We start from the raw sequence: 26,108 nt of genomic DNA, 5'->3' as shown, positions 1-26,108 counted from the left end.
ATGGTAGTAACAGCAGACAAAAGAAAATACATGGAAAAAGTAAGCAATGAAGCAGGTATTATTTCAGCTTTAGCTTTCGACCAACGTGGAGCCCTGAAAAAAATGATGGCAAAACATCAGGTAGAAGAACCTACTGTGGAGCAGATGGAAGAACTAAAGAAACTAGTTTCAGAAGAATTAACACAGTTTTCTTCCTCAATTCTGTTAGATCCTGAATTTGGTTTGCCAGCATCACGCGCCCGTGATGAACAATGTGGTCTACTTTTAGCTTATGAAAAAACTGGCTATGATACCAGCTCTACTAGTCGCTTACCAGATTGCCTAGTAGAGTGGTCTGTAAAACGACTAAAAGAAGAAGGGGCAGATGCTATCAAGTTCTTACTCTATTATGATGTTGATGGAGACCAATATGTCAACCTTCAAAAACATGCCTATATTGAACGATTGGGTTCAGAATGTCAGGCTGAAGGTTTACCATTCTTCTTGGAAATTTTGAGCTATGATGAAACGATTGAAGACAATGCCAGTGTGGAATTTGCAAAAGTCAAACCTCGAAAAGTAAATGAAGCCATGAAAGTCTTTTCGGATGAACGTTTTGGAGTAGATGTTCTCAAGGTAGAAGTACCTGTGAACATGAATTTTGTAGAAGGCTTTGGAACAGGGGAAGTCGTCTATACAAAAGAAGAAGCAGCTGAATATTTCCGTCAACAAGAAGCATCAACTAACTTACCCTACATTTATCTAAGTGCAGGTGTTTCTGCTAAGCTATTCCAAGATACACTAGTGTTTGCACATGAAGCAGGTGCTAAATTTAACGGTGTTCTCTGTGGTCGTGCGACGTGGGCGGGTGTTGTGCCAGTCTATATTGAACAGGGTGAAGAAGCTGCGCGTGAATGGTTACGTACTGTTGGTCGTGAAAATATTGAGGGACTTGATGCAGTCTTGTCTCAAACAGCAACTTCTTGGCTAGAAAAATAATTGAAAAATAACCATTTTCTTAAAAGAAAGGGTTTACATTTTCTGAGAATATGCTATAATAATCTCATCAGCAAGAATAGAGTGGATTGTAACTAATTCGATTAGGCAAGACTACAAATGGATTTGAGAGTAGGATATTCTCGGTTTGTTTGTAGTCTTTTTTTGCTTAAAAATATAGGAGGGATACATGTTTAGGATTATACAGTCACTAAATAATAACGCTGCCCTGGTGAAAAATGAACATGGGGAACAGGCAGTCGTGATGGGATTAGGTATAACCTTTCAAAAGAAAAAGGGAGATTTGATTGTTAAGGACAAGATAGAAAATATCTTTTCGCTAAAAAATGATGAAGCCAAAGAAAATTTTCTAACCTTATTAAAAGATATTCCACTAGATTTTATTTCGGCAACCTACACGGTTATCAATCATCTGGTAGAAATTTATCATTACCCTGTACAAGAATATCTATATGTGACACTGACAGATCATATCTATTGTGCATATCAGGCGGTTTTAAAGAATAGTTATCAAGAAAGTAGGCTACCCAATATTTCAGCCGAATATCCATTGGAATATAAAATGGCGCGTGAAGCCTTAGCAATGTTTCGTGAAAAGTTGCTAAATGATTTTCCAAATGATGAGATTGGTAGGATTGCACTTCACTTAATCAATGCAAAAGGTGAAACAATTCATCCCACAAGTGAAGAACATGACATCAGTAAGAAAATTATTGCTGAGGTTGAACAAATTTTGATAGATAATGGGATTAGACGCTCAAAAGAAAATAGCAATTTTTATGATCGCTTTATGATTCATTTGTCCTATTTTCTGAATTACTTAGATAGATCCCATCAGTCAAATGAATCGATTGCTAGTTTGGAACAGTACATCAAGCTCCAGAATCCAAGAGCCCATCAGGTTGGGAGTCAGATTTTTGAGATGATTACATCATTGGTTGATGAGCCAGTAAATGATAGTGAAAGGTTCTATATTGTACTACATATTCAACGATTATTGTAAATCATACTCTTCGTAAATCCAATTCAGACGTTGTTGCCTCAACTTGATGAACTTTAGTTCTATCTACGTTTTCGTCGCCTAGTCTGAATGGTATTTCCATTGAGTACATAAAAAATAGGAGGTTCATATTATGAACAGAGAAGAAATTACTTTATTAGGTTTTGAGATTGTTGCGTTCGCTGGTGATGCTCGTTCTCGTTTGATGGAGGCACTGGCTGCTGCTCAAAAAGGTGATTATGCAAAAGCAGAAGAATTAGTTGAAGCTGCCAATGCTTGTATTGTTGAAGCCCACCATGCTCAGACAAGTTTGTTGCAGAAAGAAGCGGCTGGTGAGGATTTAGCCTTTAGTGTGACGCTCATGCATGGTCAAGACCATCTCATGACGACATTATTATTGAAAGATATGATGAGTCATATGATTGAACTGTACAAACGAGGTGATAAGTAATGAATAAATTGATTGAATTCATTGAGAAAGGGAAGCCTTTCTTTGAAAAGATTTCGAGAAACCCTTATTTAAGGGCTATCCGTGATGGTTTTATCGCTGCCATGCCGGTTATCTTGTTCTCAAGTATCTTCCTATTGGTGGCTTTCGTGCCTAATATCTTTGGATTTATTTGGTCTGATGAAGCAGTTGCGGCTATCATGAAACCTTACGGTTATACAATGGGTATTGTAGCTGTCTTAGTTGCAGGAACGACCGCAAAATCTTTGACGGATGCGTTTAACCGTCAATTGCCAAAAACCAATCAGATTAATTTCATTTCAACCATGATTGCCTCAATTTCAGGTTTCTTATTACTAGCCTCTGATGGTATTGAAGGTGGGTTTGCAAATGGTTATATGGGAACTAAGGGACTTTTGACAGCCTTTCTGGCAGCCTTCATTACGGTTAATATCTATAAGGTCTGTGTGAAAAACAATGTCACCATTCGTATGCCAGACGAAGTTCCACCGAACGTATCCCAGGCATTTAAAGATGTGATTCCATATGCATTGTCTATCTTTGTCTTGTATGGAATTGATCTTGTGACACGTCAATTCCTTGGAACAAACGTTGCTGAGGCGATTCTGAAATTATTTGAGCCTCTGTTTACAGCCGCAGATGGTTATGTTGGTATTACAATTATCTTTGGTGCCTATGCTTTGTTCTGGTTTGTAGGGATTCATGGTCCATCTATTGTTGAACCAGCAATTGCAGCCATTACTTATGCCAACATTGAAACCAACTTCCAGCTTCTACAGGCAGGTCAACATGCGGATAAAATCCTGACTTCAGGTACTCAAATGTTTATCGTGACAATGGGTGGTACAGGTGCTACCTTGGTTGTGCCATTCATGTTTATGTGGTTGACTAAGTCTAAACGAAATAAAGCAATTGGACGTGCTTCAGTTGTTCCAACTTTCTTTGGTGTAAACGAACCAATCTTGTTCGGTGCACCACTTGTACTCAACCCAGTATTCTTTGTTCCATTCATTTTAGCTCCAATTGCTAACGTATGGATTTTCAAATTCTTTGTTGATACGCTAAAAATGAACAGTTTCAGCGTTAACTTGCCATGGACAACTCCAGGACCATTGGGGATTGTAATGGGAACAAACTTTGCTCCACTTGCCTTTGCTCTAGCTATCTTGTTGGTATTTGTCGATGTACTTATCTATTATCCATTCTTGAAAGTTTACGATGAGCAGATTCTCGCTGAAGAACAATCAGGGAAAGTTGAAAATAGCTTGAAAGAGAAAGTGGCGGCTAACTTCAATACTGCCAAAGCGGATGCTATTCTTGAAAAGGCTGCGATCGATACCGAAATTTCTGAACAAACCAACGTTCTGGTACTTTGTGCAGGGGGTGGTACAAGCGGATTGCTTGCCAATGCTCTAACTAAAGCTGCAAAAGAATATGGTGTTCCAGTTACAGCTACAGCAGGAAGCTATGGGGCGCACCGTGAGATTTTGCCAGAGTATCAATTAGTCATCCTTGCACCTCAAGTGGCATCAAACTACGATGACATTAAACAAGAAACCGATGCATTGGGTATTAAACTTGCCAAAACTGAAGGGGCTCAATACATTAAACTCACACGTGATGGTCAAGGTGCTCTTGACTTTGTCAAACAACAGTTTTAGAACCTATATTCACAGTTCAGCACTTCCATCTAAGGCTAGTTTTTCAGCTACTCATCGTTAGTTTTTTTCAAAATACAGTCAGTATTCCCTCAAAACCCCGCCTTGATTAGCGAAAAACTATCTCTTATATACAAGCACTTCACTTGTGAATACAGGTTCTTAATCAAAAGGGGAGGGAGTTATCATCTCCAACTCCTACCCCTTTATTTATTTTTGATAGAAGAAGGTAGGCATATGGTTAAAACATTACCGAAAGATTTTATATTTGGTGGAGCAACTGCTGCATATCAAGCAGAGGGTGCTACACAGACGGATGGAAAAGGTCGTGTTGCGTGGGACAAGTATCTAGAAGATAATTACTGGTACACTGCGGAACCAGCTTCTGATTTTTATAATCGTTATCCAGTTGATTTAGAACTAAGTGAACAGTTTGGTGTGAATGGCATTCGGATTTCAATTGCGTGGTCTCGTATCTTCCCAACAGGCTTTGGAGAAGTGAATCCAAAGGGAGTAGAGTATTACCATAAATTATTTGCGGAATGCCATAAACGTCATGTAGAACCATTTGTAACGCTTCACCATTTTGATACACCAGAAACGCTACATTCTAATGGTGACTTTCTGAATCGAGAAAATATTGAACACTTCGTCAATTATGCAGCGTTTTGCTTCAAAGAATTCCCTGAAGTTAATTACTGGACAACCTTTAATGAAATCGGTCCAATTGGTGATGGACAATATCTAGTTGGGAAGTTCCCACCAGGGATTCAGTATGACTTAGCTAAGGTATTCCAATCTCACCACAATATGATGGTTTCACATGCCAAGGCTGTTAAACTTTACAAGGATGCTGGATATAGCGGAGAAATTGGTGTTGTACACGCATTGCCAACGAAATATCCTTATGATCCAAGCAACCCTGACGATGTACGTGCAGCGGAACTAGAAGATATTATTCATAATAAATTTATCCTCGATGCTACATACTTGGGTTACTATTCTGAAAAAACGCTTGAAGGCGTTCGACATATTCTGAAAGTAAATGGTGGGGAATTAGACCTTCGTGACGAAGACTTCGCTGCCTTAGATGCCGCAAAAGATTTGAACGACTTCTTGGGCATCAATTACTATATGAGTGATTGGATGAGGGCTCATGACGGTGAGACTGAAATTATCCATAATGGTAAAGGTGAAAAGGGAAGTTCTAAGTATCAAATCAAAGGAGTCGGTCGTAGAGAGTCTCCAGTTGATATTCCAAAAACGGACTGGGATTGGATTATCTATCCGCAAGGCCTTTATGATCAAATCATGCGTGTGAAAAATGACTATCCAAACTATAAGAAAATCTACATCACTGAAAATGGCCTAGGCTATAAAGATGAGTTTGTAGATGGTACAGTCTATGATGATGGTCGAATTGATTATGTGAAAAAGCATTTAGAAGTGATTTCAGATGCTATCTCAGATGGTGCCAATGTTAAAGGTTATTTCATCTGGTCCTTGATGGATGTATTTTCTTGGTCAAATGGATACGAGAAACGATATGGTTTGTTCTATGTTGACTTTGAGACCCAAGAACGTTATCCAAAGAAAAGCGCTTATTGGTATAAAAAAGTAGCAGAAACACAGGTTATTGAATAAAACTAATACAAGGATGCCTAGCTCAAGTTAGCATCCTTGTTTTCATATAAGGGAGGTAGTTTTTATGTTCGAATTAAAAAATGAGAACTTAACAGTACAATTTTCTGAATTAGGTGGGCAAATTATTTCTATTAAAGACAAGGATGGTATCGAGTATCTTTGGCAAGGAGATCCGACCTATTGGAGCGGTCAAGCACCAGTTCTATTTCCGATTTGTGGAAGTTTACGAAATGATTGGGCTATCTATGAACCTGCAGAAAGACCGACATTTACAGGCACAATTCCGAGGCATGGACTTGTGCGAAAAATGATGTTCAAAAATGTAAATAGTACTGAAAACTCTTTAGAATTTTCTATTTCATCAAACGAAGAAACCGTAAAAAATTACCCTTTTGAATTTGAACTTTCCATTAACTACTCACTACTTGGCAATACAATTCGAACTGAATATCGGGTGAAAAACCTTGAGGGACATAGAAAGCTACCTTACTTTATTGGGGGTCACCCAGGTTTTAATTGTCCCTTGTTGGATGGTGAGAGTTATGAAGACTATTATTTAGAATTTGAAAAAGTAGAATCTTGTACAGTACCTAGAAGTTTTCCAGAAACTGGCTTACTTGATCTGCGAGATCGCCGGCCATTCTTGGAAAATCAAAAGACCTTGGACTTGTCCTATCAACTGTTTGAGCATGATGCCATAACATTGGATCAGTTAGCATCACGAAAGGTAACCTTGAAATCAAAAAATCATCAGAAGAAACTTTCGATTGCATTTGATGATTTTCCATATTTAGTGATTTGGTCAACTACAAATCAGAGTCCCTTTATCGCATTAGAACCATGGAGCGGACTCTCTACATCACTGGAAGAATCTGATATTTTCAATGCCAAACGAAGTATTAGCTATGTTGCTCCAAAAGAGGTTGATACAAAATATTTTGATATTATTATTGAGTAACCTTTTGAAAATGTTTGTTCGTTACAGAAATTTGGTAAAATAGTTCGAATAATGAAAAAACTAAAAAATATTAAGCCACGATGGTTTGTTTTTATCTGTATCCTAATTTTTCTTGCTTTAGGTTTTGATAGTCGGCTTCAAGTAACTCATTACAGGCTTGTTAGTCCCAAAATATCTCAGTCAATCAGACTCGCTCTAATTACTGATTTACACTCATCAAATTACGGTAAAAATCAGATACAAATCGTGGAAACATTAGAGAAAGAAAAGCCAGACATCATTTTATTGGGTGGAGATATTTTTGATGATGAACTTTCTGACAGAAAAACTCTAGAATTGTTGAGCGGGCTAAGTAAATTTAATCATACTTACTATGTGTCAGGTAATCATGAAATATGGAGTAATCGATATGATCAGATGCTGGAACATCTGAGCCAACAGAATGTGGTCGTATTATCTGGAGATAGTAGTAGAGTTGATGTAAGGGGGCAGTCCATCACTATTTCAGGCATTGATGATCCTGAATATTTTCAAAAGTATGATACTAGTGAGAATTTGCTAGACCAACTTGAAGACATAAAAGGGAAGCAAATAAGTACTGACTTTCAAGTTTTACTAGCGCACCGACCAGAACTAATTGATACTTATCAAAAGTATGGATTTGATTTAGTGTTATCTGGTCATGCGCATGGAGGACAATGGAGAGTGCCTTATTTGGTTAATGGTGTATTTGCGCCTAATCAAGGTTTTCTTCCGAAATATGCAGGTGGTTTATATGAAGTTGAAAATTCGTATTTTATTGTAAGCAGGGGTCTGGCCAAAGAATCTACACGAGTACCAAGATTCTTTAATCGCCCAGAAATTATCATTGTAGATCTTGTTAATCCGTAACTTCACTTCTTTCTAATCACTCAAAAACCCACTGACTTAATTAGCCAGTGGGTTTATTACTTATCCGAATCAAAATCTTATTTCAAAAAAGGTAGTGAAAAAGGTAGTGATTCGACAGATTTGTACTGCAATGTAATGAAAGTTCATCTTTCAAAAATCGCTTAAAATCAAGGTTTCTACCGTCTATTGACGTGTAGTGAATCCCTATTTCACATCAGTAAAGATTAAGTATTGTCTATTTTAGCTGTTAGAAACGTTTATATATCAACGTTTTTGTAATATTCCTTAGCAAAAGGTAGAGTGAATGGTAGAGTAGTTATTGCGTTAGTTCAGCAATCTGATTAAGATAAATACCCACAGCTTCTAACATTCGTTGAGGTGCTAATTCAGCGTAAGTATCCATTGTTATCCTAGTTGATTAAAAAAATCTCTAATTTCCTCATCTTTTATAAAATAATATATAATTTTCCCCTCTCTTCTAGTGTCCAAGATGTTTTGATTGGCTAGTTTACGAAGATGGTGGGAGGCAGATGCCATACTGAGATTTAGTAAACAGGCTATATCGCAGACACAGAGTTCTTCAACAGCAAGGAGATAAAAGATGATATTTATCTGTTTATTATCGGTAAACTTTGATAAAATGCGAAGTGATTTTTGGACTTTTTCCTTTTCAAGGTAGTTCGTTGCGGTTGTAACATTTTGTTGATTTATAACATTCACTTGGCAGATACTATCTTTTTTCAAAATATTTTCTCCTAGCCTAACACAGTCCATAGCATGTCAAAACTGTTGTTTTCAATCAGGATATATATCCCCAATCCTAAATAAACAACGGCAATAAACCATCTGCTATATTTTTCCAAAGTTTCTCCAACAGAAGGGACTTGTGCCAATTTTTGGGCAGAAAAAACCAAGAGATAAATCATGACTAGAAAGGTAAGTAAAGCCACTATCAAATTCGCTAAATTTAAGGTAGTAAAATATGGGACAAAGACACCAATATTGTCAGCACCACAACTTGCAAAAGTAATCATAGCGACTAGAAAAATCAGGTTTTTATTATCTTTGCTCAAACCTTCTTTTGCAATAGCTTCTCCATCAGAATCTCCTAAAAGCAAAACTTTGAGGCCTAGGAAAATTGGAATCAAACCGAGTAAACCTAAAATCTCTTTACTAGGAATATAATTTAAGACAAATGCAAAAAGCAAACTTAGCGATATTAGACTAACAGAGCCTAGAAATTGTCCTAAATAGATGTTAATGATGTCTTTTCTGCTTTTTCTTTTGGCAAAAAATAACATTAGGATAATAAGTAAGTCTACGGCTGTCCCAGAATACAGGATTATTGAAGTAACAACATTTTGAATCATTAAACACCTCATTCAAATATATTTTTGAATGAATTTTAACATTAAACTTTGTAGATGTCAACTTAAAATCCACCAAAATATAGATAAGAAGTTAGTGTACCAAATATTAAAAAGCCCTGCCATCGAAATGATAGCAGGGCTTAACTTCAATATCCAGATGATATATTTATCTAAAAAAGGTAGAGTAAAAGGTAGAGTTCTTATTGATTTATATTGCAATGTAATGAACTTCAATATTTCAAAAATCGCATAAAATCAAGGTTTCTACCGTCTATTGACGTGTAGTGAACCCCTTACTTCACCTCGGTGAAAATCACGTGCTTACGCAATTTTGGTGAGTATTTTTTCAATTGAAGACGGTCTGGAGTGTTACGTTTGTTTTTTGAAGTAAGGTACAAACGCTCACCAGATTCTTTGTGTTCAAGTGTAATATTTACGCGCATGGTATCTCCCTTCTATTATTCAGCTGAAGCAGCTTTAGCGATTTTACGTCCTTTGTAGTATCCTTTAAGTGATACGCGGTGTGAACGTGAGTAATCTCCAGTAGTTTCGTCAAATTGTACTGATGGAGCAGTCAATTTGTAGTGTGTACGACGTTTGTTTTTCTTCGCTTTTGAAGTGTGACGTGCAGGTACTGCCATTTTCTTAAATTTCCTTTCAAATGTATGTTTCGGCTTTCGCCAACTTTAATAGTATAGCAAAAGATTTTTGTAAAGTAAAGTTACTTGACAGTTTTTTTAGCTTTTTTCGACAGGAGGGATAGTTTATGATTTGTTTAGAATTATTCTAAACAAATAAGGAGATTGTTTAGACTATCTATGTTAGAATATCCCTATGAAAGTATTTGAATTAAAACATGTCAATCTAAGTGTTGGACAGAAAAACATTTTAAAAGAGATCAATTTGAGTGTTGAAGCAGGGGATTGGCTAACCTTGGTGGGACCATCAGGGAGCGGTAAAAGTAGTATTTTAAAACTCTTATCAGGTCTTTTATCAGTTAGCTCTGGTCAGATTCTCTATCAGGGAAGGGACTTGGAACATTTGGACATGCCCACCTATCGACGAGAGGTTTCTTATTGCTTTCAACAACCGGTCTTATTTGGCAAGACGGTTTATGAAAATCTGTCCTTCCCTTTTACCATACGTCAAGAGGCTTTTGATAAACACAGAGTGGTCGCTGCGCTCTCCCGAGTGGGCTTGTCAGAAGATTTTTTGGATCAAGCAGTAGCTGATTTATCAGGTGGTGAGAAGCAACGTATCGCTCTGATTAGAAATTTATTGTTTGAGCCTAGCGTTCTTCTTTTAGATGAGATTTCAACTGGATTGGATAAGGCGACCAAGACCTTGGTTCGTGATTTAATTGAGAGTTATCATAGAACAGGACACACCATCATTGAAGTGACTCACGACCAAGAAGAAATAGCAAAAGCTAAGCATCTCATGACAGTAGAGAAAGGAGAGTTGACAAATGGCTAGTGTGGCGGTATCTAATCTGTCTCTATTTTTGATTTTTAGTCTGGTTGTATTGGCTGTCGGGGTTAGTTATAGGGAAAAGCTGGCGCTTGAAAGAGATATTTTAGTGGCAGTTATTCGGACAGTTCTTCAACTGACACTCATGGGCTTTCTTTTGAAATATGTTTTTCAAGTTTCAAACAGCTTCCTGACTCTAGCTATGGTACTGTTAATCATTTTTAACGCCAGTCGTCAGGCGCACAAGCGAAATCCACATCAAAAGGGACGTTTCCTGTCTTCCTTTCTAGCCATCTTCACGTCAACCACGGTGACACTGACTATTTTAGTGCTATCGGGTGCTATTAGATTTCTCCCTTCTCAGCTAGTGCCCATTTCAGGGATGTTGGCTAGTAATTCCATGGTTGCTATCGGTCTTTCCTATCGCGCCATGTACAGTCTTTTTTCAGACCAACGTCAGCAAATTCTTGAAAAACTGGCTCTGGGAGCACCAATTAAATTAGCGGCTCAATCCATTCTTAGAGAAGCTATCAAAACAGGTGTTCAGCCAACGATTGATTCTGCAAAGACAGTTGGTTTAGTCAGTTTACCTGGCATGATGTCAGGATTGATCTTTGCAGGTGTTGATCCTGTATCTGCTATAAAATATCAGATCATGGTCATGTTTATGCTTCTCTCGGCGACGAGTTTGGCCTCTGTGGTTGCCTCTTACTTTGCCTACAAAACTTATTTCAATCATAGGGCTCAGTTGGTCTTAGAAGATTGATGGAATATAAAGATACTGGATGCGGAAGCTATTGGGGCTCCGCATTTTCTTCTGAAGAGAAGATGGTATAGTTTTAATCTATAAAAAACAATAGTAAATATATATTTTACACTTATACCCTTTAGGTGTACAATAAATCCAATCATATCAAAGGAGCATTATTATGACAAAAACACATCATCATTTTGACCACGTAGGAAGCTATCTTCGTCCTCAAGAACTAAAAGAAGCGCGTGAGCAGTTTGCTAAAGGAGAACTTACAAAAGAGGAACTACTTGCTGTTCAAGATCGTTTGGTTAAAGACTTGGTAGATCATCAGGTGGAGAATGGTCTAGAAGTGATCTCGGATGGGGAGTTTGGGCGTTCTTGGTGGCATTTGGACTTTATATGGGAACTGACAGGTTTTGAAGCTTATTTGCAAGAGGACTCTTATAAGTTTCATGGTGCTAAGACTCGGACGACAAACGTTCGTCTCACTGGTAAGGTGGCAGAAAATCCTAATCATCCATTTTATCGTGATTTTGAATACCTCAAATCTATTTCCCCGGAAGGGATAACGCCAAAGGTCACTATTCCAAGCCCATCTTTGATTATCAATCGTGACCACCGAAGTGATCGCTATGCGGAATACTATGACAGCTGGACAGACTTTTTGGACGGCTTGGCTCAGGCATACCATGATACCATCTTGCACTTTTATGACTTGGGAGCACGCTATGTTCAGTTGGATGATACGACTTGGGCGTTTCTCATTCAGCAGCTAGAGGACAATAAGGAAAACCCTGAAAAACGCCAGATTTTTGAAAAATTAGCAGAGGATGATGTTTATGTCATCAATAAAGTATTAGAAGGCTTGCCAGAAGATTTGACGCTAGCAACCCATATTTGCCGTGGGAACTTCAAGTCAACCTATCTTTTTGAGGGGGGATATCACACTATCGCTAAGTACTTGGGACAGCTTAACTACGATATCTTCTTCCTAGAATATGACGACGAGCGTTCAGGTGACTTTGCCCCATTGGCAGATATTTGGAATGGTCGTGAAAATGTTGAACTGGTGCTCGGTGTTATCACTTCAAAAGACCCTCAATTAGAAGATGTAGATGCTGTTGTTGCCCGTATCAATGAAGCGGCACAGCTTGTTCCTCTAAAAAACCTAGGCATCTCAACTCAATGTGGTTTTGCTTCGACTGAGGAAGGTAATATCTTGACCGAAGAAGATGAATGGAAAAAACTTCGCTTAATCAAAACAATCACAACTAAGGTCTGGGAATCTTAAATAAAAATGAAAATCAACCCAAGTAGCTCATAAAGTAAACGATTTGGGTTGATTTTCTTATTGTGGAGATTTATGATTGTTAGTCTCCATTAAAATGTGTGAATCGGATGGGCGGGTAATCTCCACATGGCGTGATGCGGTTTCCCTCAGCATACTGTTGGCAAGATAATTCTGGGCAAAGATTCCTGAGTATAAAAGATCTAATAGATAGGTAATGGACATGTCATTAGCGAAAGTCGCGATTTTTGAGTAAAGGCGTTCACGAGTTGACAGGCGTAGGACTAAATCAGCTTGCTTAGACAGGCTATTTTCTCCAATGCTAGTCATAAGAATAACAGGAACCTTATTCCGTCGAAGGAGCCCCATAACACGAAGGAGAGGCTCAGTCTCGCCTGAGTAGCTAATGATAAGGGCGCAGTCTTTTTCTGAAGCAAGGGTTGCGCCAAAGAAAATATCGCCGTGATAATCATAAACAGTAGTTGCTTTATGGATACGGTGCATATTGTACTCAAACTCTTTGGCTAGTAAGATATTGTTGGCGATGGCAAAGACATGGCAGTGCTCGGCTTTATCAATCATGGCAATAGCTAATTTCAGAGATTTAGCGCTATTGAGCGATAGTGTATCATCAATGGCGTATTTCTTGAGTTGAGCAATATTTTTGGCGATGGTGACAATGTGGTCTGTTGGCTTGAAGGGGTAATTAGCATCAATATCTGTAACGTGCTTTGCTAGATAATCACGTTCTAAAATCAAGGCTTCTTTGAGATGACTCCAGCCAGTATATCCCAGTTTCTTGGCGATTTTAACAATCAAAGATTTAGATGTAAAGGTGGCGTTTGCGATACTCTGAGTTGTCATTGTTTCAATCTCCTCAGCCTCCTTCAAGAGATAGTCAATCACCACTTGTTCGCTGGGAGAAAAGGAATTTACTTCAAATTTTTCATGTAATAGCATGGCAGTAGGCTCCTATGAGACATTTTGTAAACCTTGTTCATAGATTTTACACTAATATCTTAGAGATTTGTAAACAATGTTCATAAATTGTTGAAAAGGCTTTCAGCAATTTGATCAAGGTGCTAAACTTAATTATATCAAAAGAAGATGGCGTTTATCAAACGTTTGAGAAAGGATACAATATGGATTATAGAGTATTGGCGACAGAGATTTTGTCAAAGGTCGGCGGAAAAGAAAATGTTAATAGTCTGACGCACTGTGCAACACGCTTGCGCTTTGTGTTAGCAGATGAAAATAAAGCTAACGAAGAAGAACTCAAAGCAACAGAGGGTGTCGTAACGGTTGTTAAAAGTGGCGGTCAATTCCAGATTGTTATTGGTAGTGATGTGCAAAGCGTCTACAATCCCTTGGCAGATTTGATTGGTACACCTAAAGACCATACTTCCGCAAACACGGAAGAACATAAATCTATTGGGCAAAAAGTCCTAGCGGCTATTTCTGGTATTTTCACGCCAATCTTGCCGGTCATCACGGCTGCTGGTATGATTAAGGCGGTTCTGTCCTTGCTCGTTGTTTTTAAGGTGGTGTCAGCGGATGATACCAATTATCAGATTTTGAATTTCATAGGTGATGCTGGTTTCTATTTCCTTCCAGTCTTTCTTGGGGGAACGGCTGCTCGTCAATTTAAGGCAAATCCTTACCTTGGGATGTTAATTGGTGCAATTCTGTTACACCCAACTTTTTCGACCATGGTAACCACGGCTAAAGAAGCAGGTGGCAGTTTATCCCTTTTTGGTTTACCAATCACACTTGCCTCGTATTCCTCAACGGTTATCCCAGTCATTTTATCTGTCTGGTTCATGTCCTATGTAGAACGCTTTGCGGATAAGATTTCACCAAAGGCGATTAAGTTCTTTTCTGTCCCACTGATTGCGGCATTGACAACGGCTGTTGTAGCTCTTGTTATTCTAGGTCCTGCGGGTTCGATTGTGGGGACCTGGCTTGGTAATTTCTTCAAGTGGCTTGAAAACTTTGGTCCTTGGGTAGTGCCAACGATTGTCGGTATTTTCTCTCCTTTCCTTGTTATGACAGGGACGCACTACGGATTGGTGTCTATTGGTATCAACAACCGTATGACTATTGGTTATGATACGATTGCGCAGCCTGGTATGCTTGCTTCTAACGTGGCGCAAGGTGGTGCAGCGCTAGCGATTGCCATCAAGTCAAAAGATACGGATAAAAAAGCCCTTGCTTCATCAGCAGGTATTACAGCTATCTTTGGGATTACAGAGCCTGCTCTTTATGGGGTGACCCTTCAAAATCGTGCTGCACTTATCGGAACCATGACAGCTGGTGGTATTGGCGGTTTCTTCCTTGGTATTATGGGGGCTCGTAACTTTGCGGGTGGCTCACCTGGTCTTTTGACCGTCGCTTCTTACATCGGCGAGGATACTCTTAAGTACTTCTACACAGCGATTGCAGGACTTGTTCTTTCTGTTGTGATTTCATTTATCGTTACCTTTGTTTTGTATAAGGACGAAGCATAAACACTAGGGCTGATTATCAGCCCTTGCTTATTGGAAAGGGATTGTTATGAGTTTACCAAAGAATTTTTTGTGGGGTGGTGCGACCGCAGCTAACCAGCTTGAAGGTGGTTTTGATAAGGGAGGACGTGGACTAGGTTCTGTTGATGTCATTCCACAAGGAGAATTTCGTTTTCCAGTCATGTCGGGGAAATTATCCTACAAGGCTGTGCCAAAAGGTCAATATTATCCTTCTCGAGAAGCCATTAATCATTATGGTCGTGTTAAAGAGGATATAGCTTTGATGGCAGAAATGGGTTTCAAAGCCTACCGCTTCTCAGTTTCGTGGTCACGTATCTTCCCAACAGGGGAGGAAACAGAGCCTAATCAAGCAGGGCTTGACTTTTATGATTGTTTGATAGAAGACTTGTTGACTTATGGTATTGAACCGGTGATCACCATTTGCCACTTCGATGTTCCCTTGCACTTGGTTGACAAATATGGGTCTTGGAAGAATCGTAAAATGATTGATTTCTACGTTAAGTATGCGGAAACGCTCTTTACGCGTTACAAGGGAAAGGTCCGCTATTGGATGACGTTTAATGAAATCAATATGCTCATGCACCTACCGTTTATGGGAGCAGCTATTTCTTTTGATGAAGGGGAAAATCAGACTCAGGTGCTTTATCAAGCAGCTCACAACGAACTAGTAGCGTCAGCTAAAGCTGTAAAGTTAGCAAAGAGCATTGATCCTGAAAATCAAGTAGGCTGTATGTTAGCTGCTGGCCAGTTTTACGCTGAAACTTCCCACCCCAATGATGTATTAGCGGCTCACGAAAAAAATCGAGAAAATTTCTTCTTCGGTGATGTGCAAGCGCGTGGTTACTATCCATCCTACGCTCTTAAGTTTATGGAACGTGAGGGGATTAAACTGGAAAAAGATTCAGAGGATCAGGCTGTCTTACGTGAGGGAACGGTTGATTTTATCGGCTTTAGCTATTACTCATCACGTATGACCGGAACCCTTAACCAAGACGCTGAACGCACAGAAGGAAATGTCTTTGCTACACTTCGCAACAAGTATCTTGAAACTAGTGAGTGGGGCTGGCAAATTGATCCAGTTGGTTTACGTATTACCATGAATGCTCTCTATGATCGCTATCAAAAACCTCTCTTTATTGTAGAAAATGGGTTGGGGGCAAATGATATGTTAGAACATGAAACGGTGCAAGACGACTACCGCATCGCATATCTGGAAGCCCACATCAAAGAAATGATAAAGGCTGTTGAACTTGATGGCGTTGATTTGATTGGCTATACTCCATGGGGATGGATTGACCTTGTATCTGCCTCCACAGGTGAAATGAAAAAACGCTATGGTTTTGTCTATGTGGACAAGGATAATGACGGTCAAGGAAGTCTCAAGCGTTACAAGAAAAAATCTTTTGATTGGTACAAAGCAGTCATCGCTAATAATGGAGAAAATTTAAAATAAGTCTACCCTCTAGTGAAAACTAGGGGCTTTTATGATAAAATAGGGAGAAACTGTAAGAAATGGGATGGGACAATGCGTTTACAAAAACCTAAAGGTACTCAGGATATTCTACCGCAAGAAGCTGCACGATGGCAGTATGTGGAGAACGTTGCACGTGAAACATTTAAAAAATACAACTACGGCGAGATTAGAACACCAATGTTTGAGCATTACGAGGTTATTTCGCGTTCGGTAGGAGACACGACTGATATTGTAACTAAGGAAATGTACGATTTCTATGATAAGGGAGATCGCCATATCACCCTGCGGCCTGAAGGAACGGCGCCGGTTGTTCGCTCTTTCGTGGAAAACAAGCTCTTTGCACCAGAAGTGCAAAAGCCAGTGAAAATGTATTATATCGGTTCTATGTTCCGCTATGAACGACCACAAGCTGGTCGTTTGCGTGAGTTCCACCAAATCGGAGTGGAGGCTTTCGGTTCAAAAAATCCAGCTACTGATGTTGAAACCATTGCTATGGCCTACCAACTCTTCAATGAGCTTGGCATCAAGGATGTCACCCTTCACCTCAATACACTAGGTAGTCCAGAAAGCCGTAAAAATTATCGTCAGGCCTTGATTGACTATCTGACACCAATGCGTGAAACCCTGTCAAAAGACAGTCAGCGTCGTTTGGATGAAAACCCTTTGCGCGTGCTTGATTCCAAAGAAAAAGAAGATAAAGTTGCGGTTGAAAATGCCCCATCAATCCTAGATTATCTGGATGAGGAGAGTCAAGCCTACTTTGACGCGGTACGTGAGATGTTGGAAGCTCTTGAAATTCCTTACCTCATCGACACAAACATGGTTCGCGGTCTGGACTATTACAACCACACCATTTTCGAGTTTATCACCAAGGTGGATAAGTCCGAACTGACTATCTGTGCTGGCGGTCGTTATGATGGTTTAGTTGAGTATTTCGATGGCCCAGAGACACCAGGTTTTGGCTTTGGCCTCGGTTTGGAGCGTCTTCTTTTGATTTTGGAAAAGCAGGGCATCGCCTTGCCAGTTGAGACTGGTCTTGACGTTTATATTGCCGTACTTGGAGAAGGAGCAAATAGCAAAGCTCTGCAATTAGTCCAAGCTATCCGCCAACAAGGATTCTCGGCAGAACGTGATTATCTTAACCGCAAGATTAAAGCTCAGTTTAAATCAGCTGATGTTTTCAATGCTAGAACTCTAATCACCTTGGGAGAAAGTGAAGTGGAGAGCGGTCAAGTGACTCTGAAAAATAACTCTACTCGTGAGGAAGTCTCTACAAGTATAGATGACTTGATGACTGATTTTGCAGGTGTCTTTGAGAGGATTTAGAAAGAGAGTGGGACAGAAATCTGTAAATCGATATTTTTCGATTTCGATTTTGTCTTTCCACCACTGCATCCAGGCGCCTATCTGCAATCCTGTTAAAAGGGCTAGGACTTTTGTCTTAGCCTCTTTCTTCACAGAGGAGAAAAATCTGTTATAATGATAATAGTAGTATCAAGGAGCAAGAGATGAAAAGAATCTGTTTTGTCTGTTTGGGAAATATCTGCCGCAGTCCCATGGCTGAGTTTGTCATGAAGGATCTGGCAAAAGAGACAAGTTTTGTCATTGAAAGCAGAGCCACTTCCAGTTGGGAACATGGGAATCCTGTCCATGCAGGCACACAGAAGATGCTTAAAAAGCATGCTCTGCCTTTTGACCCAAAGAAAAAATCGCAACCATTTAAACTAGCAGATTTTGAGCGCTATGACTTGGTTATCGGTATGGATCAGCAAAATGTCCAGGATTTGAAGGCTTTGTCCTCGGGTCGGTATGATGACAAGATTGCCCTTTTTTGTGAGGGTGGGGTGCCTGATCCTTGGTACACGGGAGATTTTGATGAAACCTATGCCTTGATCAAAGAGGGCTGTGAAAAATGGCTAAGCCAAATAAAGGGATGATAAGATGAAAAAAATCATAGAAAGTTTGAAAAAGATAAAGATTAGTCGCAGTTTGATTGAAAAGCTAGCGCTGGTTTTGATAGTTTTGCTAGGTTTGACGGTATTTACCGTACCCGTTAAGAGCAAGGGAACCTTGACTTATAACGAGGGGAAAATCACTTACACAGGGACGATTGTCAATTACCGCATGAATGGTGAGGGTAAATTGGTCTATGATAATGGCGACGTTTATGAAGGTGGTTTTAAAAATGGTGTTTTTGAAGGACAGGGTAAGTTTGTTTCCAATAAGGGTTGGACTTATGAGGGAGCCTTTAAAAATGGTTTGGCTGATGGCAAGGGAACCTTAACCACCAAAGCTAAAAAAACGTACAAGGGAACATTTAAACAGGGGATTTATCAAAAATGAGAATAAAGTGGTTTTCAGCGGTCAGGGTAACAGGGCTACTCTTAGTTCTTCTTTACCATTATTTTAAGACGACATTTCCTGGTGGTTTTATCGGAGTGGACATCTTTTTCACCTTTTCTGGTTATTTGATTACAGCTCTGCTCTTGGATGAATTTGCAAGAACTCAGAAGGTTGACTATGTTGCTTTTCTGCGTCGTCGCTTTTATCGGATTGTGCCACCACTGGTACTTATGATTTTGGTGGTAATGCCTTTTACGTTTTTAGTGAAGAGGGATTTTGTGGCTGACATTGGTCGTCAGATTGCGACCACGCTTGGTTTTACAACTAATTTCTATGAGCTTTTTATTGGAGCTAATTATGAAAATCAGTTTATTCCCCATCTTTTTCTCCATACGTGGAGTTTGGCCATAGAGGTACACTTCTATCTGATTTGGGGCTTGGTGGTTTGGTTACTTTCTAAACGAGTCAACCGTGCATCTCAGCTACGAGGACTGCTTTTCTTAACATCAGGTCTCTTTTTCTTGATTAGTTTTTTGACCATGTTCATTGGTGCTTTCTTGACAGATAATTTTTCAAATCTGTATTTTTCAAGCATTGCACACGCCTTTCCGTTTTTTGTAGGTAGTTTTCTGGCTACATTGACGGGTATTTCTGATACGACCAAAAAATTTCGAAGGCAGGTTGCCGAGTGGCAAACAAGGACTGTCTTGTTGGTAACTCTAGGTGGTTTTGTAGGTTTGGTTGTGATGGGACTTTTTCTAGACTTTAACCATATTTTTACCTACTTGCTTGGTTTTCTTCTGGCCAGTCTTCTGGGTGGGGTTATGATTTACAGCACTCGCGTTCTTCACGAAAAACTTCCAAAGCTGAACGAGCCGAAAATTCTGACTTTCTTATCGGATACTAGCTACGGTGTTTACCTTTTCCACTGGCCTTTCTTGGTTATCTTTAACCAGTTTATGCCTCTTGGTTTTTCCGTTTTCTTCACCACGCTTTTGTCACTAATTTTTGCCAGTCTTTCTTACTACGTTTTAGAGCCGATTTTGCTGGGGAAAGAGCCGAGCTTGCTAGGCTTGGGATTGAACTGGAGACCTTATCAGAAATATCTCTTAGGAGTGGCAGCTGGGCTTGCGCTTTTAGCGACAGGAATTTCTATCTTTGCTCCAAAAGTCGGTCAATTTGAAACTGAATTGCGCGCTAGCGCTCTTGAGCAAGCAAATAGCAATCTAAACCGGACCCATACCTTAGCGGCTGGTGATGCGGATGCTATGAGTAGTTTGATGATTATTGGTGATAGTGTGACTTTGCGGGCTTCAGAAGCAATCAAAGAGGCCTTACCAGAAGCCTATGTCGATGCTGCTGGAAGTCGTAATACGAGTCAGGCCAATGAAATTGTTGCTAATAACATTAAAAACAAGTCTCTTCCGAAATATTTGGTCGTTGCAACAGGGGTTAATATCGTCTATAATTATCAAGAAGAACTTGACCGCTTGGTGAAACAATTACCAAAAGGGCATAGTCTCATTCTGGTGACGCCTTTTGACGGGAACTCATCAGGCTATGATAATCCTATCGCCCAGAAACATCGGATATACGAGCTGGAGTTAGCTAAAAAGTACTCTTATATCACCATTGCGGATTGGTATCAAACGTCAGTTGATAACCCGCAAATCTGGGTAGGAAGTGATAAGATTCACTTTGGAGGAGACTCAGAAACCATGTTGGAAGGTGCTAAACTCTATGCTCAGACGATCAAAAAAGCTGTTGAAGAAGCCTCTAAAAAATCAACTAAATGAGGTTACAGTAGCTGATAAATAGAAGGCTCCGCCATTTTCCAAAAACCAATAAAAACTCTACCTTTAGGGGTGGGGTTTTTGCCTGCTTTTTGCTATAATGGAAAGGAATGAATAAATAGCAATTTAGGAAGAGAAAGGAAGGGCAAATCACTTGATTGGTTTCCATTTATGACGATGGAACTGGGTGTTTGCTCTCGGTATTTATTATCATGACAAAACGTTCAATGTATGCTGGCCGTGTTCGTGCAGAGCACATCGGGACTGAAATCACTTTAAAGGGTTGGGTTGCCCGTTGCCGTGACCTTGGAGGCTTGATTTTTATTGATCTCCGTGACCGTGAGGGGATTATGCAGTTGGTGATCAATCCTGCCAAAGCTAGCGCAGATGTGCTTGCGACAGCGGAAAGTTTACGTAGCGAGTACGTGATTGAAGTGACAGGTACTGTTGAGGCTCGCGAACAAGTAAACGACAAGCTGCCAACAGGTGCTGTCGAACTCAAGGTCGAAGCACTTACCGTTCTCAACGAAGCGAAGACGACTCCTTTTGAAATCAAGGACGGTGTAGAGGTGTCAGATGACAACCGTCTGCGTTACCGTTATCTTGACCTTCGCCGTCCAGAGATGCTTGAAAACTTTAAACTACGTGCCAAAGTAACTCATTCTATTCGCAACTATCTTGACAGTCTTGAATTTATTGATGTTGAGACACCAATGTTGACTAAATCAACACCTGAAGGTGCGCGTGATTACCTCGTGCCATCTCGTGTCAATCAAGGGCACTTTTACGCCCTGCCACAGAGTCCACAAATCACAAAACAGCTTCTTATGAACGCTGGGTTTGACCGCTATTACCAAATCGTCAAATGTTTCCGTGATGAAGACTTGCGTGGAGACCGTCAACCTGAGTTTACACAAGTTGACTTGGAAACCTCATTCCTCGATGAGAAAGAAATTCAAGATATCGTTGAAGGCATGATTGCTAGGGTCATGAAAGACACTAAAGGAATTGAAGTAACTCTGCCATTTCCACGTATGTCCTACGATGATGCCATGAACCTTTATGGTATCGACAAACCAGATACACGTTTTGACATGCTTTTGCAAGACTTGACAGAGACTGTCAAGGGGGTTGACTTTAAAGTCTTCTCAGAAGCTGAGGCAGTCAAAGCTATCGTTGTCAAAGGAAATGCAGATAAGTATTCACGCAAAGACATTGACAAGTTGACAGAGTTTGCGAAGCAGTTTGGAGCCAAAGGGTTAGCTTGGATTAAGGTGGCTGATGGAACTCTTGCAGGTCCCGTTGCCAAATTCTTAACCAATATTGAAGAAGATTTAACAAGCACTCTAAACCTTGCTGAAAATGACTTGGTGCTTTTTGTGGCAGATAGTCTTGAAGTTGCCAACAATACTCTTGGTGCACTTCGCAATCGTATTGCTAAAGAGCTTGGCTTGATTGATTACTCCAAGTTTAACTTCCTATGGGTGGTTGACTGGCCAATGTTTGAATGGTCTGAAGAAGAAGGGCGTTACATGTCTGCCCATCATCCATTCACTTTACCAACAGTAGAGTCAGCTCATGAACTTGAGGGTGAGCTGAAAAACGTTCGTGCCGTGGCCTATGACATTGTTCTCAATGGCTACGAACTTGGTGGCGGAAGTCTCCGTATCAACCAAAAAGAGATGCAGGAGCGCATGTTCAAAGCTCTTGGATTCTCAGCTGAGGAAGCTGAGGAGCAATTTGGTTTCTTACTTGAGGCGATGGACTATGGTTTCCCACCGCACGGTGGATTGGCTATTGGACTTGATCGCTTTGTTATGATTTTAGCTGGTAAAGATAACATTCGTGAAGTCATTGCTTTCCCTAAAAACAATAAGGCGACTGACCCAATGACACAGGCACCAAGTACTGTAGCTGAAAAACAGCTAGAGGAACTGGCTCTTCTTGTAAAGAAAAATGATTAAGAAAACGACCCTTTGGAAAAAATTAAAGTTTTTCGTCCGTCGCTGGGCGATGAAATTAGGTATCTGGCAGACCCTGAGAAGTATCTCCAGAGAGAAATACGATGAAAAAATTTCAGCTTCGCTTCTATATGGACTCTTATCAGCTATTGCTGTCAACTGGTTCTTCCAGCCAGGTCATGTCTATTCCAGTGGAGCAACTGGTCTGGCGCAGGTTATCTCAGCAATCAGTCTGCGTAGCCTTGGATTCAAAATACCGGTTGCCATCGCCTTTTATGCGATAAACCTACCCTTGCTCATTCTTGCCTGGCGTAAAATCGGACACCGCTTCACAGTTTTTACCTTTATCACCGTTACTGTAAGTTCTATCTTTATCCATCTGGTACCAGAAATCACCTTGACTCCAGACCCTTTAATCAATGCCATTTTTGGTGGATTAGTCATGGGAATTGGGATTGGCTATGGCCTAAGGTCCAAGATTTCCAGTGGAGGGACAGACATTGTCAGTCTGACTATTCGTAAGAAAACAGGACGAGACGTGGGGAATATCTCCCTAGTAGTCAATGGGATTATAATGGTTTTTGCAGGCTTTCTTTTTGGTTGGCAGTACGCCCTCTATTCTATGGTGACTATCTTTGTCTCCAGTCGTGTCACCAACGCAATCTACACCAAGCAAAAGAAAATGCAAGCCATGATTATCACTAGCAAGCCCGATCGTGTCATTCGCATGGTGCATAAGCGACTGCATCGTGGCGTGACCTGCATCAACGATGCAGAAGGGACTTATAATCACGAGAAAAAAGCGGTGCTTCTGACCGTGATTACTCAGGCAGAATTCTACGAATTTAAACACCACATGCAAAAGACTGATCCTATGGCTTTCGTCTCTATCTCTGAAAATGTCCAGATTATCGGACGTTTTGCGGATTTAGATTAACTGATGTAAAATGACATAAAAGTCTGCTGAGGTTATAGACAAACTCTATTTTTGTCACTGTCTCAGGAGTTGTCGGATGCCAGAGACTTCTGGATAGAATGCCTGGCTAGAAGTCTCAACACTTCCGAATCACATAGGGGCAGATTTATGTGATTATTAACGCAGTGAAAGTAGCAGTAAGACTCGCTTTGCTCGCTGTGGTAAAATTTTTGTTTGTAATATTTAGCAGACTCCTTAGCGAATGGGTGATAGGAATGTTGTCTTTAGTCTGAAAGCTGTCTCTTTCGGATGAGCTTTTACAAGATGACTTGACCAATAAAATCAGACAGACAATGAGGACCTTTCATGGTAAATCAACACCAATTACAGTTAAAAAATATCTTTTTTATCACGCTTGGAGCAGCTACCTATGCCTTTGGCTTTGTGTATTTTAATCTGCCAAATAAGATTGCAGCAGGTGGTCTGGCAGGGCTGACCATGGTTTTTCATGCTCTCTTTGACATTGACCCTACCTATACAGGTTATCTGATTAACCTACCTCTGATCCTTCTTGGTGCTTACCTTTTTGGACGCAGGAGCATGCTTTACACCCTCTGGGGGATTTTTTCCATGTATGGGTTTGTCTGGCTCTTTCAGCGCTTGCCCATGGTGGTTGATCTTCAGCAAGACGCATTGGTTGTCTCTCTCTTTGCCGGTATAATAGCAGGACTGGGTGGAGGTTTGGTCTTTCGTAATGGGGGAACTATTGGTGGCTCAGATATCATCGCTCGTGTCCTTGAACATAAAACGGGTATTCACCTCAATCAGGTTCTTCTAGGAATTGACATTTTTGTCATGACCATTTCCCTGACCTATATCAATCTCAATCAGATGATGTATGCCTTGATTGCTAGTTTTATCTACAGTCAAGTGGTTAAGTTGGTGGAAAATGGAGGATACGCACTTCGAGGTCTTTTTATTATCAGCGAAAAGCATGAAACCATTGCAGATTACATCATGAAGGAACTAGGACGAGGGGTTACCTATTTTAAGGCAGGTGGTGCCTATACTAAGGCTGATAAGGAAGTCCTTTATGTGGCCATCAATCCTACAGAGACACGGGAACTCAAGACTTATCTGGCAGAGGTCGACCCACAGGCTTTTGTGGCCATTTCCAGTGTTGATGAAATTGTCAGTCCAGAGTTCGTTATCAGCAAGAGCAAGTACCGCAATCGCGGCCGCTAATCACTAGAGTGGAGGAAGTATGGCACACCATCACGATATCAAAATTACAGCTAAAGGCTTATTTTTAATAGCTTTAGGAGTTGCTATATACACTTTTGGCTTTGTCAATTTCAACATGGCAAACAATCTGGCAGAAGGCGGTTTAGCAGGGATTACCCTGATTATCAATGCATTGACGGGGTTGACGCCAGACTATACGACTCTCTTACTAAACATCCCTCTGTTCATTTTAGGTGCTAAGGTTTTTGGGAGAAAAGCTCTGCTTTTAACCATATATGGGACCGTCCTAATGTCCGTTTTTATTGGAATTTGGATGAGAATCCCAATTACATTGGACTTGGGAGGTGATTTCCTGATTGCCGCCCTCTTAGCTGGGATTTTTGCGGGACTAGGCGGAGGCTTGGTCTTTCGCTATGGGGCGACGACTGGCGGAACAGACATTGTCGGTCGCATCGTTGAGGTCAAAACAGGGCGTCAACTAGGTCAGAGTTTACTGATTATTGATGCCATTGTCTTACTGGCATCTCTAACATATATTGATATTCGCCATATGATGTATACCCTGATTGCTAGCTTTGTTTACAGCCAAGTTCTAACTATGGTGCAAAACGGTGGTTACACCGTCCGTGGCATGATTATTGTGACAAAGGCTTCTGAGCAAGTGTCAAAAACCATTCTCAGCGAAATCAATCGAGGGGTGACCTATCTCAAGGGAGAAGGAGCTTATTCAGGTCAGCAACACAATGTCCTCTACGTCGTCCTAAATCCTAGTGAGGTCATGGATGTGAAACGCATCGTCGCAGATATTGATAAAGACGCCTTTGTCTCTATCATTAACGTTGATGAAGTCGTCAGTTCAGATTTTAAAATCAGGCGCAAAAATTATGACAAGGCTTGATTTATTACTCTAAAAGTGTTATTTTAAAAGAAAATAGACTAGCGAGGTTGAGAAAGTCATGATTAACAACTAAACTCATGGTCAGCTCTAGACTTTTTGGACTTAGGTCACACAAGGCTGGACTGTGCTCTGGGGAGGTTGTTGTCATGGCTTTTTGCGTACTCAATTTTCTACCATTTGTCAAGCCTATCAAGGTATTTGATGAAAAATATTTTGAGTTCAATAGTCAAAATAAGTAAATTGTTTTATTTTGGACTAAAGTTTCGTGTAAAAAGTGTATACAAAAGCAACACCTTATGTTGAAATTTTTTGATAAGGTGTTACAATAATATAGCATAAACAATCTTACTGATTTTGGGTAGAACGATAATCGTAAAGTTTGTTATGCGTTATGAGGTAATACATTGTCCGAATGAGACGATGTATGGAGGCAATCGTGTGTGGCTTCGTAGAAG

26 protein-coding genes and 1 pseudogene are annotated in these 26,108 nt (G+C 40.2%); 21 read left to right on the top strand and 6 right to left on the bottom strand.

Annotated elements, in window-relative coordinates:
• The 7 genes from lacD to G576_RS0104340 all read left to right on the top strand — a co-directional run bounded on the left by lacD (position 1) and on the right by G576_RS0104340 (position 7,616).
• Positions 1–978, top strand: a complete 978-nt coding sequence (lacD, locus tag G576_RS0104370; RefSeq protein ID WP_027973570.1) for a tagatose-bisphosphate aldolase — start codon at positions 1–3, stop codon at positions 976–978.
• 187 nt (positions 979–1,165) lie between these two features.
• On the top strand, positions 1,166–1,999 hold the full coding sequence (locus G576_RS0104365; protein ID WP_027973569.1) for a PRD domain-containing protein: 834 nt from the start codon (positions 1,166–1,168) through the stop codon (positions 1,997–1,999).
• A gap of 130 nt (positions 2,000–2,129) precedes the next feature.
• Positions 2,130–2,447: a PTS lactose/cellobiose transporter subunit IIA gene (locus tag G576_RS0104360; RefSeq protein ID WP_003048451.1), complete on the top strand. Its 318-nt coding sequence runs from the start codon at positions 2,130–2,132 to the stop codon at positions 2,445–2,447.
• Complete coding sequence (locus G576_RS0104355; protein WP_027973568.1) at positions 2,447–4,126, top strand: lactose-specific PTS transporter subunit EIIC; 1,680 nt, start codon at positions 2,447–2,449, stop codon at positions 4,124–4,126. The genes G576_RS0104360 and G576_RS0104355 overlap by 1 nt, the downstream gene beginning before the upstream one ends.
• A gap of 234 nt (positions 4,127–4,360) precedes the next feature.
• Complete coding sequence (lacG, locus tag G576_RS0104350; protein ID WP_027973567.1) at positions 4,361–5,767, top strand: 6-phospho-beta-galactosidase; 1,407 nt, start codon at positions 4,361–4,363, stop codon at positions 5,765–5,767.
• 64 nt (positions 5,768–5,831) lie between these two features.
• A complete protein-coding gene (locus G576_RS0104345; RefSeq protein WP_027973566.1) occupies positions 5,832–6,725 on the top strand; it encodes an aldose 1-epimerase family protein in 894 nt (297 codons plus the stop codon).
• A gap of 51 nt (positions 6,726–6,776) precedes the next feature.
• The gene (locus G576_RS0104340) at positions 6,777–7,616 is read left to right on the top strand and encodes a metallophosphoesterase (protein WP_027973565.1); all 840 of its coding nucleotides are present in this window, start codon (positions 6,777–6,779) and stop codon (positions 7,614–7,616) included.
• Between the two features lie 316 nt (positions 7,617–7,932).
• On the opposite strand, the pseudogene G576_RS14090 reads toward G576_RS0104340, so the two are convergent.
• The 3 genes and pseudogenes from G576_RS14090 to G576_RS0104325 all read right to left on the bottom strand — a co-directional run.
• A pseudogene (locus tag G576_RS14090) lies at positions 7,933–8,034 on the bottom strand (site-specific integrase); the annotation flags it as partial.
• Entirely contained in the window at positions 8,022–8,360 is a 339-nt protein-coding gene (cadX, locus tag G576_RS0104330; protein WP_000711091.1) for a Cd(II)/Zn(II)-sensing metalloregulatory transcriptional regulator CadX, read from the bottom strand. The gene cadX and the pseudogene G576_RS14090, both read right to left, overlap by 13 nt.
• A gap of 11 nt (positions 8,361–8,371) precedes the next feature.
• Positions 8,372–8,986, bottom strand: coding sequence for a CadD family cadmium resistance transporter (locus G576_RS0104325; protein WP_027973564.1), 615 nt, complete (start codon positions 8,984–8,986; stop codon positions 8,372–8,374).
• Positions 8,987–9,014: 28 nt separating this feature from the next.
• Between G576_RS0104325 and G576_RS13880 the strand changes: the two genes are divergently transcribed.
• The gene (locus tag G576_RS13880) at positions 9,015–9,239 is read left to right on the top strand and encodes a FanG protein (protein WP_083959940.1); all 225 of its coding nucleotides are present in this window, start codon (positions 9,015–9,017) and stop codon (positions 9,237–9,239) included.
• 40 nt (positions 9,240–9,279) lie between these two features.
• Here G576_RS13880 and rpmG read toward each other — a convergent pair whose 3' ends face one another.
• Positions 9,280–9,429 carry a 50S ribosomal protein L33 gene (gene rpmG / locus G576_RS0104320; protein ID WP_002262412.1) on the bottom strand — a complete coding sequence of 50 codons (150 nt, stop codon included), beginning with the start codon at positions 9,427–9,429 and terminating at the stop codon, positions 9,280–9,282.
• A 15-nt stretch (positions 9,430–9,444) separates the two neighbouring features.
• Entirely contained in the window at positions 9,445–9,627 is a 183-nt protein-coding gene (gene rpmF / locus G576_RS0104315; RefSeq protein ID WP_002952208.1) for a 50S ribosomal protein L32, read from the bottom strand.
• Positions 9,628–9,820: 193 nt separating this feature from the next.
• Here rpmF and G576_RS0104310 point away from each other — a divergent pair, with 193 nt between their 5' ends.
• From G576_RS0104310 to G576_RS0104300, 3 genes are all read left to right on the top strand, one after another.
• Positions 9,821–10,462 (top strand): ABC transporter ATP-binding protein, encoded by a 642-nt coding sequence (locus G576_RS0104310; RefSeq protein ID WP_027973563.1) that lies wholly within the window; start codon positions 9,821–9,823, stop codon positions 10,460–10,462.
• Positions 10,455–11,222: an ABC transporter permease gene (locus tag G576_RS0104305; protein WP_027973562.1), complete on the top strand. Its 768-nt coding sequence runs from the start codon at positions 10,455–10,457 to the stop codon at positions 11,220–11,222. Before G576_RS0104310 ends, G576_RS0104305 begins: the two co-directional genes overlap by 8 nt.
• A gap of 163 nt (positions 11,223–11,385) precedes the next feature.
• Complete coding sequence (locus G576_RS0104300; RefSeq protein WP_027973561.1) at positions 11,386–12,501, top strand: vitamin B12 independent methionine synthase; 1,116 nt, start codon at positions 11,386–11,388, stop codon at positions 12,499–12,501.
• Positions 12,502–12,558: 57 nt separating this feature from the next.
• On the opposite strand, the gene G576_RS0104295 is transcribed toward G576_RS0104300, so the two are convergent.
• Positions 12,559–13,458 carry a MurR/RpiR family transcriptional regulator gene (locus G576_RS0104295; protein WP_027973560.1) on the bottom strand — a complete coding sequence of 300 codons (900 nt, stop codon included), beginning with the start codon at positions 13,456–13,458 and terminating at the stop codon, positions 12,559–12,561.
• A 182-nt stretch (positions 13,459–13,640) separates the two neighbouring features.
• On the opposite strand from G576_RS0104295, the gene G576_RS0104290 reads away from it, so the two are divergent.
• From G576_RS0104290 to G576_RS0104245, 10 genes are all read left to right on the top strand, one after another.
• Positions 13,641–15,005: a PTS transporter subunit EIIC gene (locus tag G576_RS0104290; RefSeq protein WP_027973559.1), complete on the top strand. Its 1,365-nt coding sequence runs from the start codon at positions 13,641–13,643 to the stop codon at positions 15,003–15,005.
• A 46-nt stretch (positions 15,006–15,051) separates the two neighbouring features.
• Entirely contained in the window at positions 15,052–16,476 is a 1,425-nt protein-coding gene (locus tag G576_RS0104285) for a 6-phospho-beta-glucosidase (RefSeq protein WP_027973558.1), read from the top strand.
• A 72-nt stretch (positions 16,477–16,548) separates the two neighbouring features.
• On the top strand, positions 16,549–17,823 hold the full coding sequence (gene hisS, locus G576_RS0104280; protein ID WP_027973557.1) for a histidine--tRNA ligase: 1,275 nt from the start codon (positions 16,549–16,551) through the stop codon (positions 17,821–17,823).
• Positions 17,824–18,005: 182 nt separating this feature from the next.
• Complete coding sequence (locus G576_RS0104275) at positions 18,006–18,434, top strand: low molecular weight protein-tyrosine-phosphatase (RefSeq protein WP_027973556.1); 429 nt, start codon at positions 18,006–18,008, stop codon at positions 18,432–18,434.
• 4 nt (positions 18,435–18,438) lie between these two features.
• A complete protein-coding gene (locus G576_RS0104270) occupies positions 18,439–18,840 on the top strand; it encodes an MORN repeat-containing protein (RefSeq protein WP_037618460.1) in 402 nt (133 codons plus the stop codon).
• Entirely contained in the window at positions 18,837–20,636 is a 1,800-nt protein-coding gene (locus G576_RS0104265) for an acyltransferase family protein (RefSeq protein ID WP_027973554.1), read from the top strand. The genes G576_RS0104270 and G576_RS0104265 overlap by 4 nt, the downstream gene beginning before the upstream one ends.
• A 209-nt stretch (positions 20,637–20,845) precedes the next feature.
• Positions 20,846–22,597 (top strand): aspartate--tRNA ligase, encoded by a 1,752-nt coding sequence (gene aspS, locus G576_RS0104260; protein ID WP_037618489.1) that lies wholly within the window; start codon positions 20,846–20,848, stop codon positions 22,595–22,597.
• The gene (locus tag G576_RS0104255) at positions 22,593–23,531 is read left to right on the top strand and encodes a YitT family protein (RefSeq protein ID WP_027973552.1); all 939 of its coding nucleotides are present in this window, start codon (positions 22,593–22,595) and stop codon (positions 23,529–23,531) included. Before aspS ends, G576_RS0104255 begins: the two co-directional genes overlap by 5 nt.
• A 345-nt stretch (positions 23,532–23,876) precedes the next feature.
• Positions 23,877–24,755, top strand: coding sequence for a YitT family protein (locus G576_RS0104250; protein ID WP_027973551.1), 879 nt, complete (start codon positions 23,877–23,879; stop codon positions 24,753–24,755).
• Positions 24,756–24,774: 19 nt separating this feature from the next.
• Positions 24,775–25,653 (top strand): YitT family protein, encoded by an 879-nt coding sequence (locus G576_RS0104245; protein ID WP_027973550.1) that lies wholly within the window; start codon positions 24,775–24,777, stop codon positions 25,651–25,653.
• Positions 25,654–26,108: the final 455 nt, after the last annotated feature.

Origin of the sequence: Streptococcus porci DSM 23759 (genome assembly GCF_000423765.1) — a bacterium.
Classification (GTDB): Bacteria; Bacillota; Bacilli; order Lactobacillales; family Streptococcaceae; genus Streptococcus; species Streptococcus porci.
Note: the sequence above shows the minus strand (reverse complement) of the source record. Positions and strands in the feature narration are given on the sequence as shown.

What these genes read in the sequence shown, in the direction of transcription:
- lacD (WP_027973570.1), top strand. Translation starts at nt 1, where the DNA reads ATGGTAGTAACAGCAGACAAAAGAAAATACATGGAAAAAGTAAGCAAT.
- G576_RS0104365 (WP_027973569.1), top strand. Translation starts at nt 1,166, where the DNA reads ATGTTTAGGATTATACAGTCACTAAATAATAACGCTGCCCTGGTGAAA.
- G576_RS0104360 (WP_003048451.1), top strand. Translation starts at nt 2,130, where the DNA reads ATGAACAGAGAAGAAATTACTTTATTAGGTTTTGAGATTGTTGCGTTC.
- G576_RS0104355 (WP_027973568.1), top strand. Translation starts at nt 2,447, where the DNA reads ATGAATAAATTGATTGAATTCATTGAGAAAGGGAAGCCTTTCTTTGAA.
- lacG (WP_027973567.1), top strand. Translation starts at nt 4,361, where the DNA reads ATGGTTAAAACATTACCGAAAGATTTTATATTTGGTGGAGCAACTGCT.
- G576_RS0104345 (WP_027973566.1), top strand. Translation starts at nt 5,832, where the DNA reads ATGTTCGAATTAAAAAATGAGAACTTAACAGTACAATTTTCTGAATTA.
- G576_RS0104340 (WP_027973565.1), top strand. Translation starts at nt 6,777, where the DNA reads ATGAAAAAACTAAAAAATATTAAGCCACGATGGTTTGTTTTTATCTGT.
- G576_RS0104325 (WP_027973564.1), bottom strand. Translation starts at nt 8,986, where the DNA reads ATGATTCAAAATGTTGTTACTTCAATAATCCTGTATTCTGGGACAGCC.
- G576_RS13880 (WP_083959940.1), top strand. Translation starts at nt 9,015, where the DNA reads ATGAATTTTAACATTAAACTTTGTAGATGTCAACTTAAAATCCACCAA.
- rpmG (WP_002262412.1), bottom strand. Translation starts at nt 9,429, where the DNA reads ATGCGCGTAAATATTACACTTGAACACAAAGAATCTGGTGAGCGTTTG.
- rpmF (WP_002952208.1), bottom strand. Translation starts at nt 9,627, where the DNA reads ATGGCAGTACCTGCACGTCACACTTCAAAAGCGAAGAAAAACAAACGT.
- G576_RS0104310 (WP_027973563.1), top strand. Translation starts at nt 9,821, where the DNA reads ATGAAAGTATTTGAATTAAAACATGTCAATCTAAGTGTTGGACAGAAA.
- G576_RS0104305 (WP_027973562.1), top strand. Translation starts at nt 10,455, where the DNA reads ATGGCTAGTGTGGCGGTATCTAATCTGTCTCTATTTTTGATTTTTAGT.
- G576_RS0104300 (WP_027973561.1), top strand. Translation starts at nt 11,386, where the DNA reads ATGACAAAAACACATCATCATTTTGACCACGTAGGAAGCTATCTTCGT.
- G576_RS0104295 (WP_027973560.1), bottom strand. Translation starts at nt 13,458, where the DNA reads ATGCTATTACATGAAAAATTTGAAGTAAATTCCTTTTCTCCCAGCGAA.
- G576_RS0104290 (WP_027973559.1), top strand. Translation starts at nt 13,641, where the DNA reads ATGGATTATAGAGTATTGGCGACAGAGATTTTGTCAAAGGTCGGCGGA.
- G576_RS0104285 (WP_027973558.1), top strand. Translation starts at nt 15,052, where the DNA reads ATGAGTTTACCAAAGAATTTTTTGTGGGGTGGTGCGACCGCAGCTAAC.
- hisS (WP_027973557.1), top strand. Translation starts at nt 16,549, where the DNA reads ATGCGTTTACAAAAACCTAAAGGTACTCAGGATATTCTACCGCAAGAA.
- G576_RS0104275 (WP_027973556.1), top strand. Translation starts at nt 18,006, where the DNA reads ATGAAAAGAATCTGTTTTGTCTGTTTGGGAAATATCTGCCGCAGTCCC.
- G576_RS0104270 (WP_037618460.1), top strand. Translation starts at nt 18,439, where the DNA reads ATGAAAAAAATCATAGAAAGTTTGAAAAAGATAAAGATTAGTCGCAGT.
- G576_RS0104265 (WP_027973554.1), top strand. Translation starts at nt 18,837, where the DNA reads ATGAGAATAAAGTGGTTTTCAGCGGTCAGGGTAACAGGGCTACTCTTA.
- aspS (WP_037618489.1), top strand. Translation starts at nt 20,846, where the DNA reads ATGACAAAACGTTCAATGTATGCTGGCCGTGTTCGTGCAGAGCACATC.
- G576_RS0104250 (WP_027973551.1), top strand. Translation starts at nt 23,877, where the DNA reads ATGGTAAATCAACACCAATTACAGTTAAAAAATATCTTTTTTATCACG.
- G576_RS0104245 (WP_027973550.1), top strand. Translation starts at nt 24,775, where the DNA reads ATGGCACACCATCACGATATCAAAATTACAGCTAAAGGCTTATTTTTA.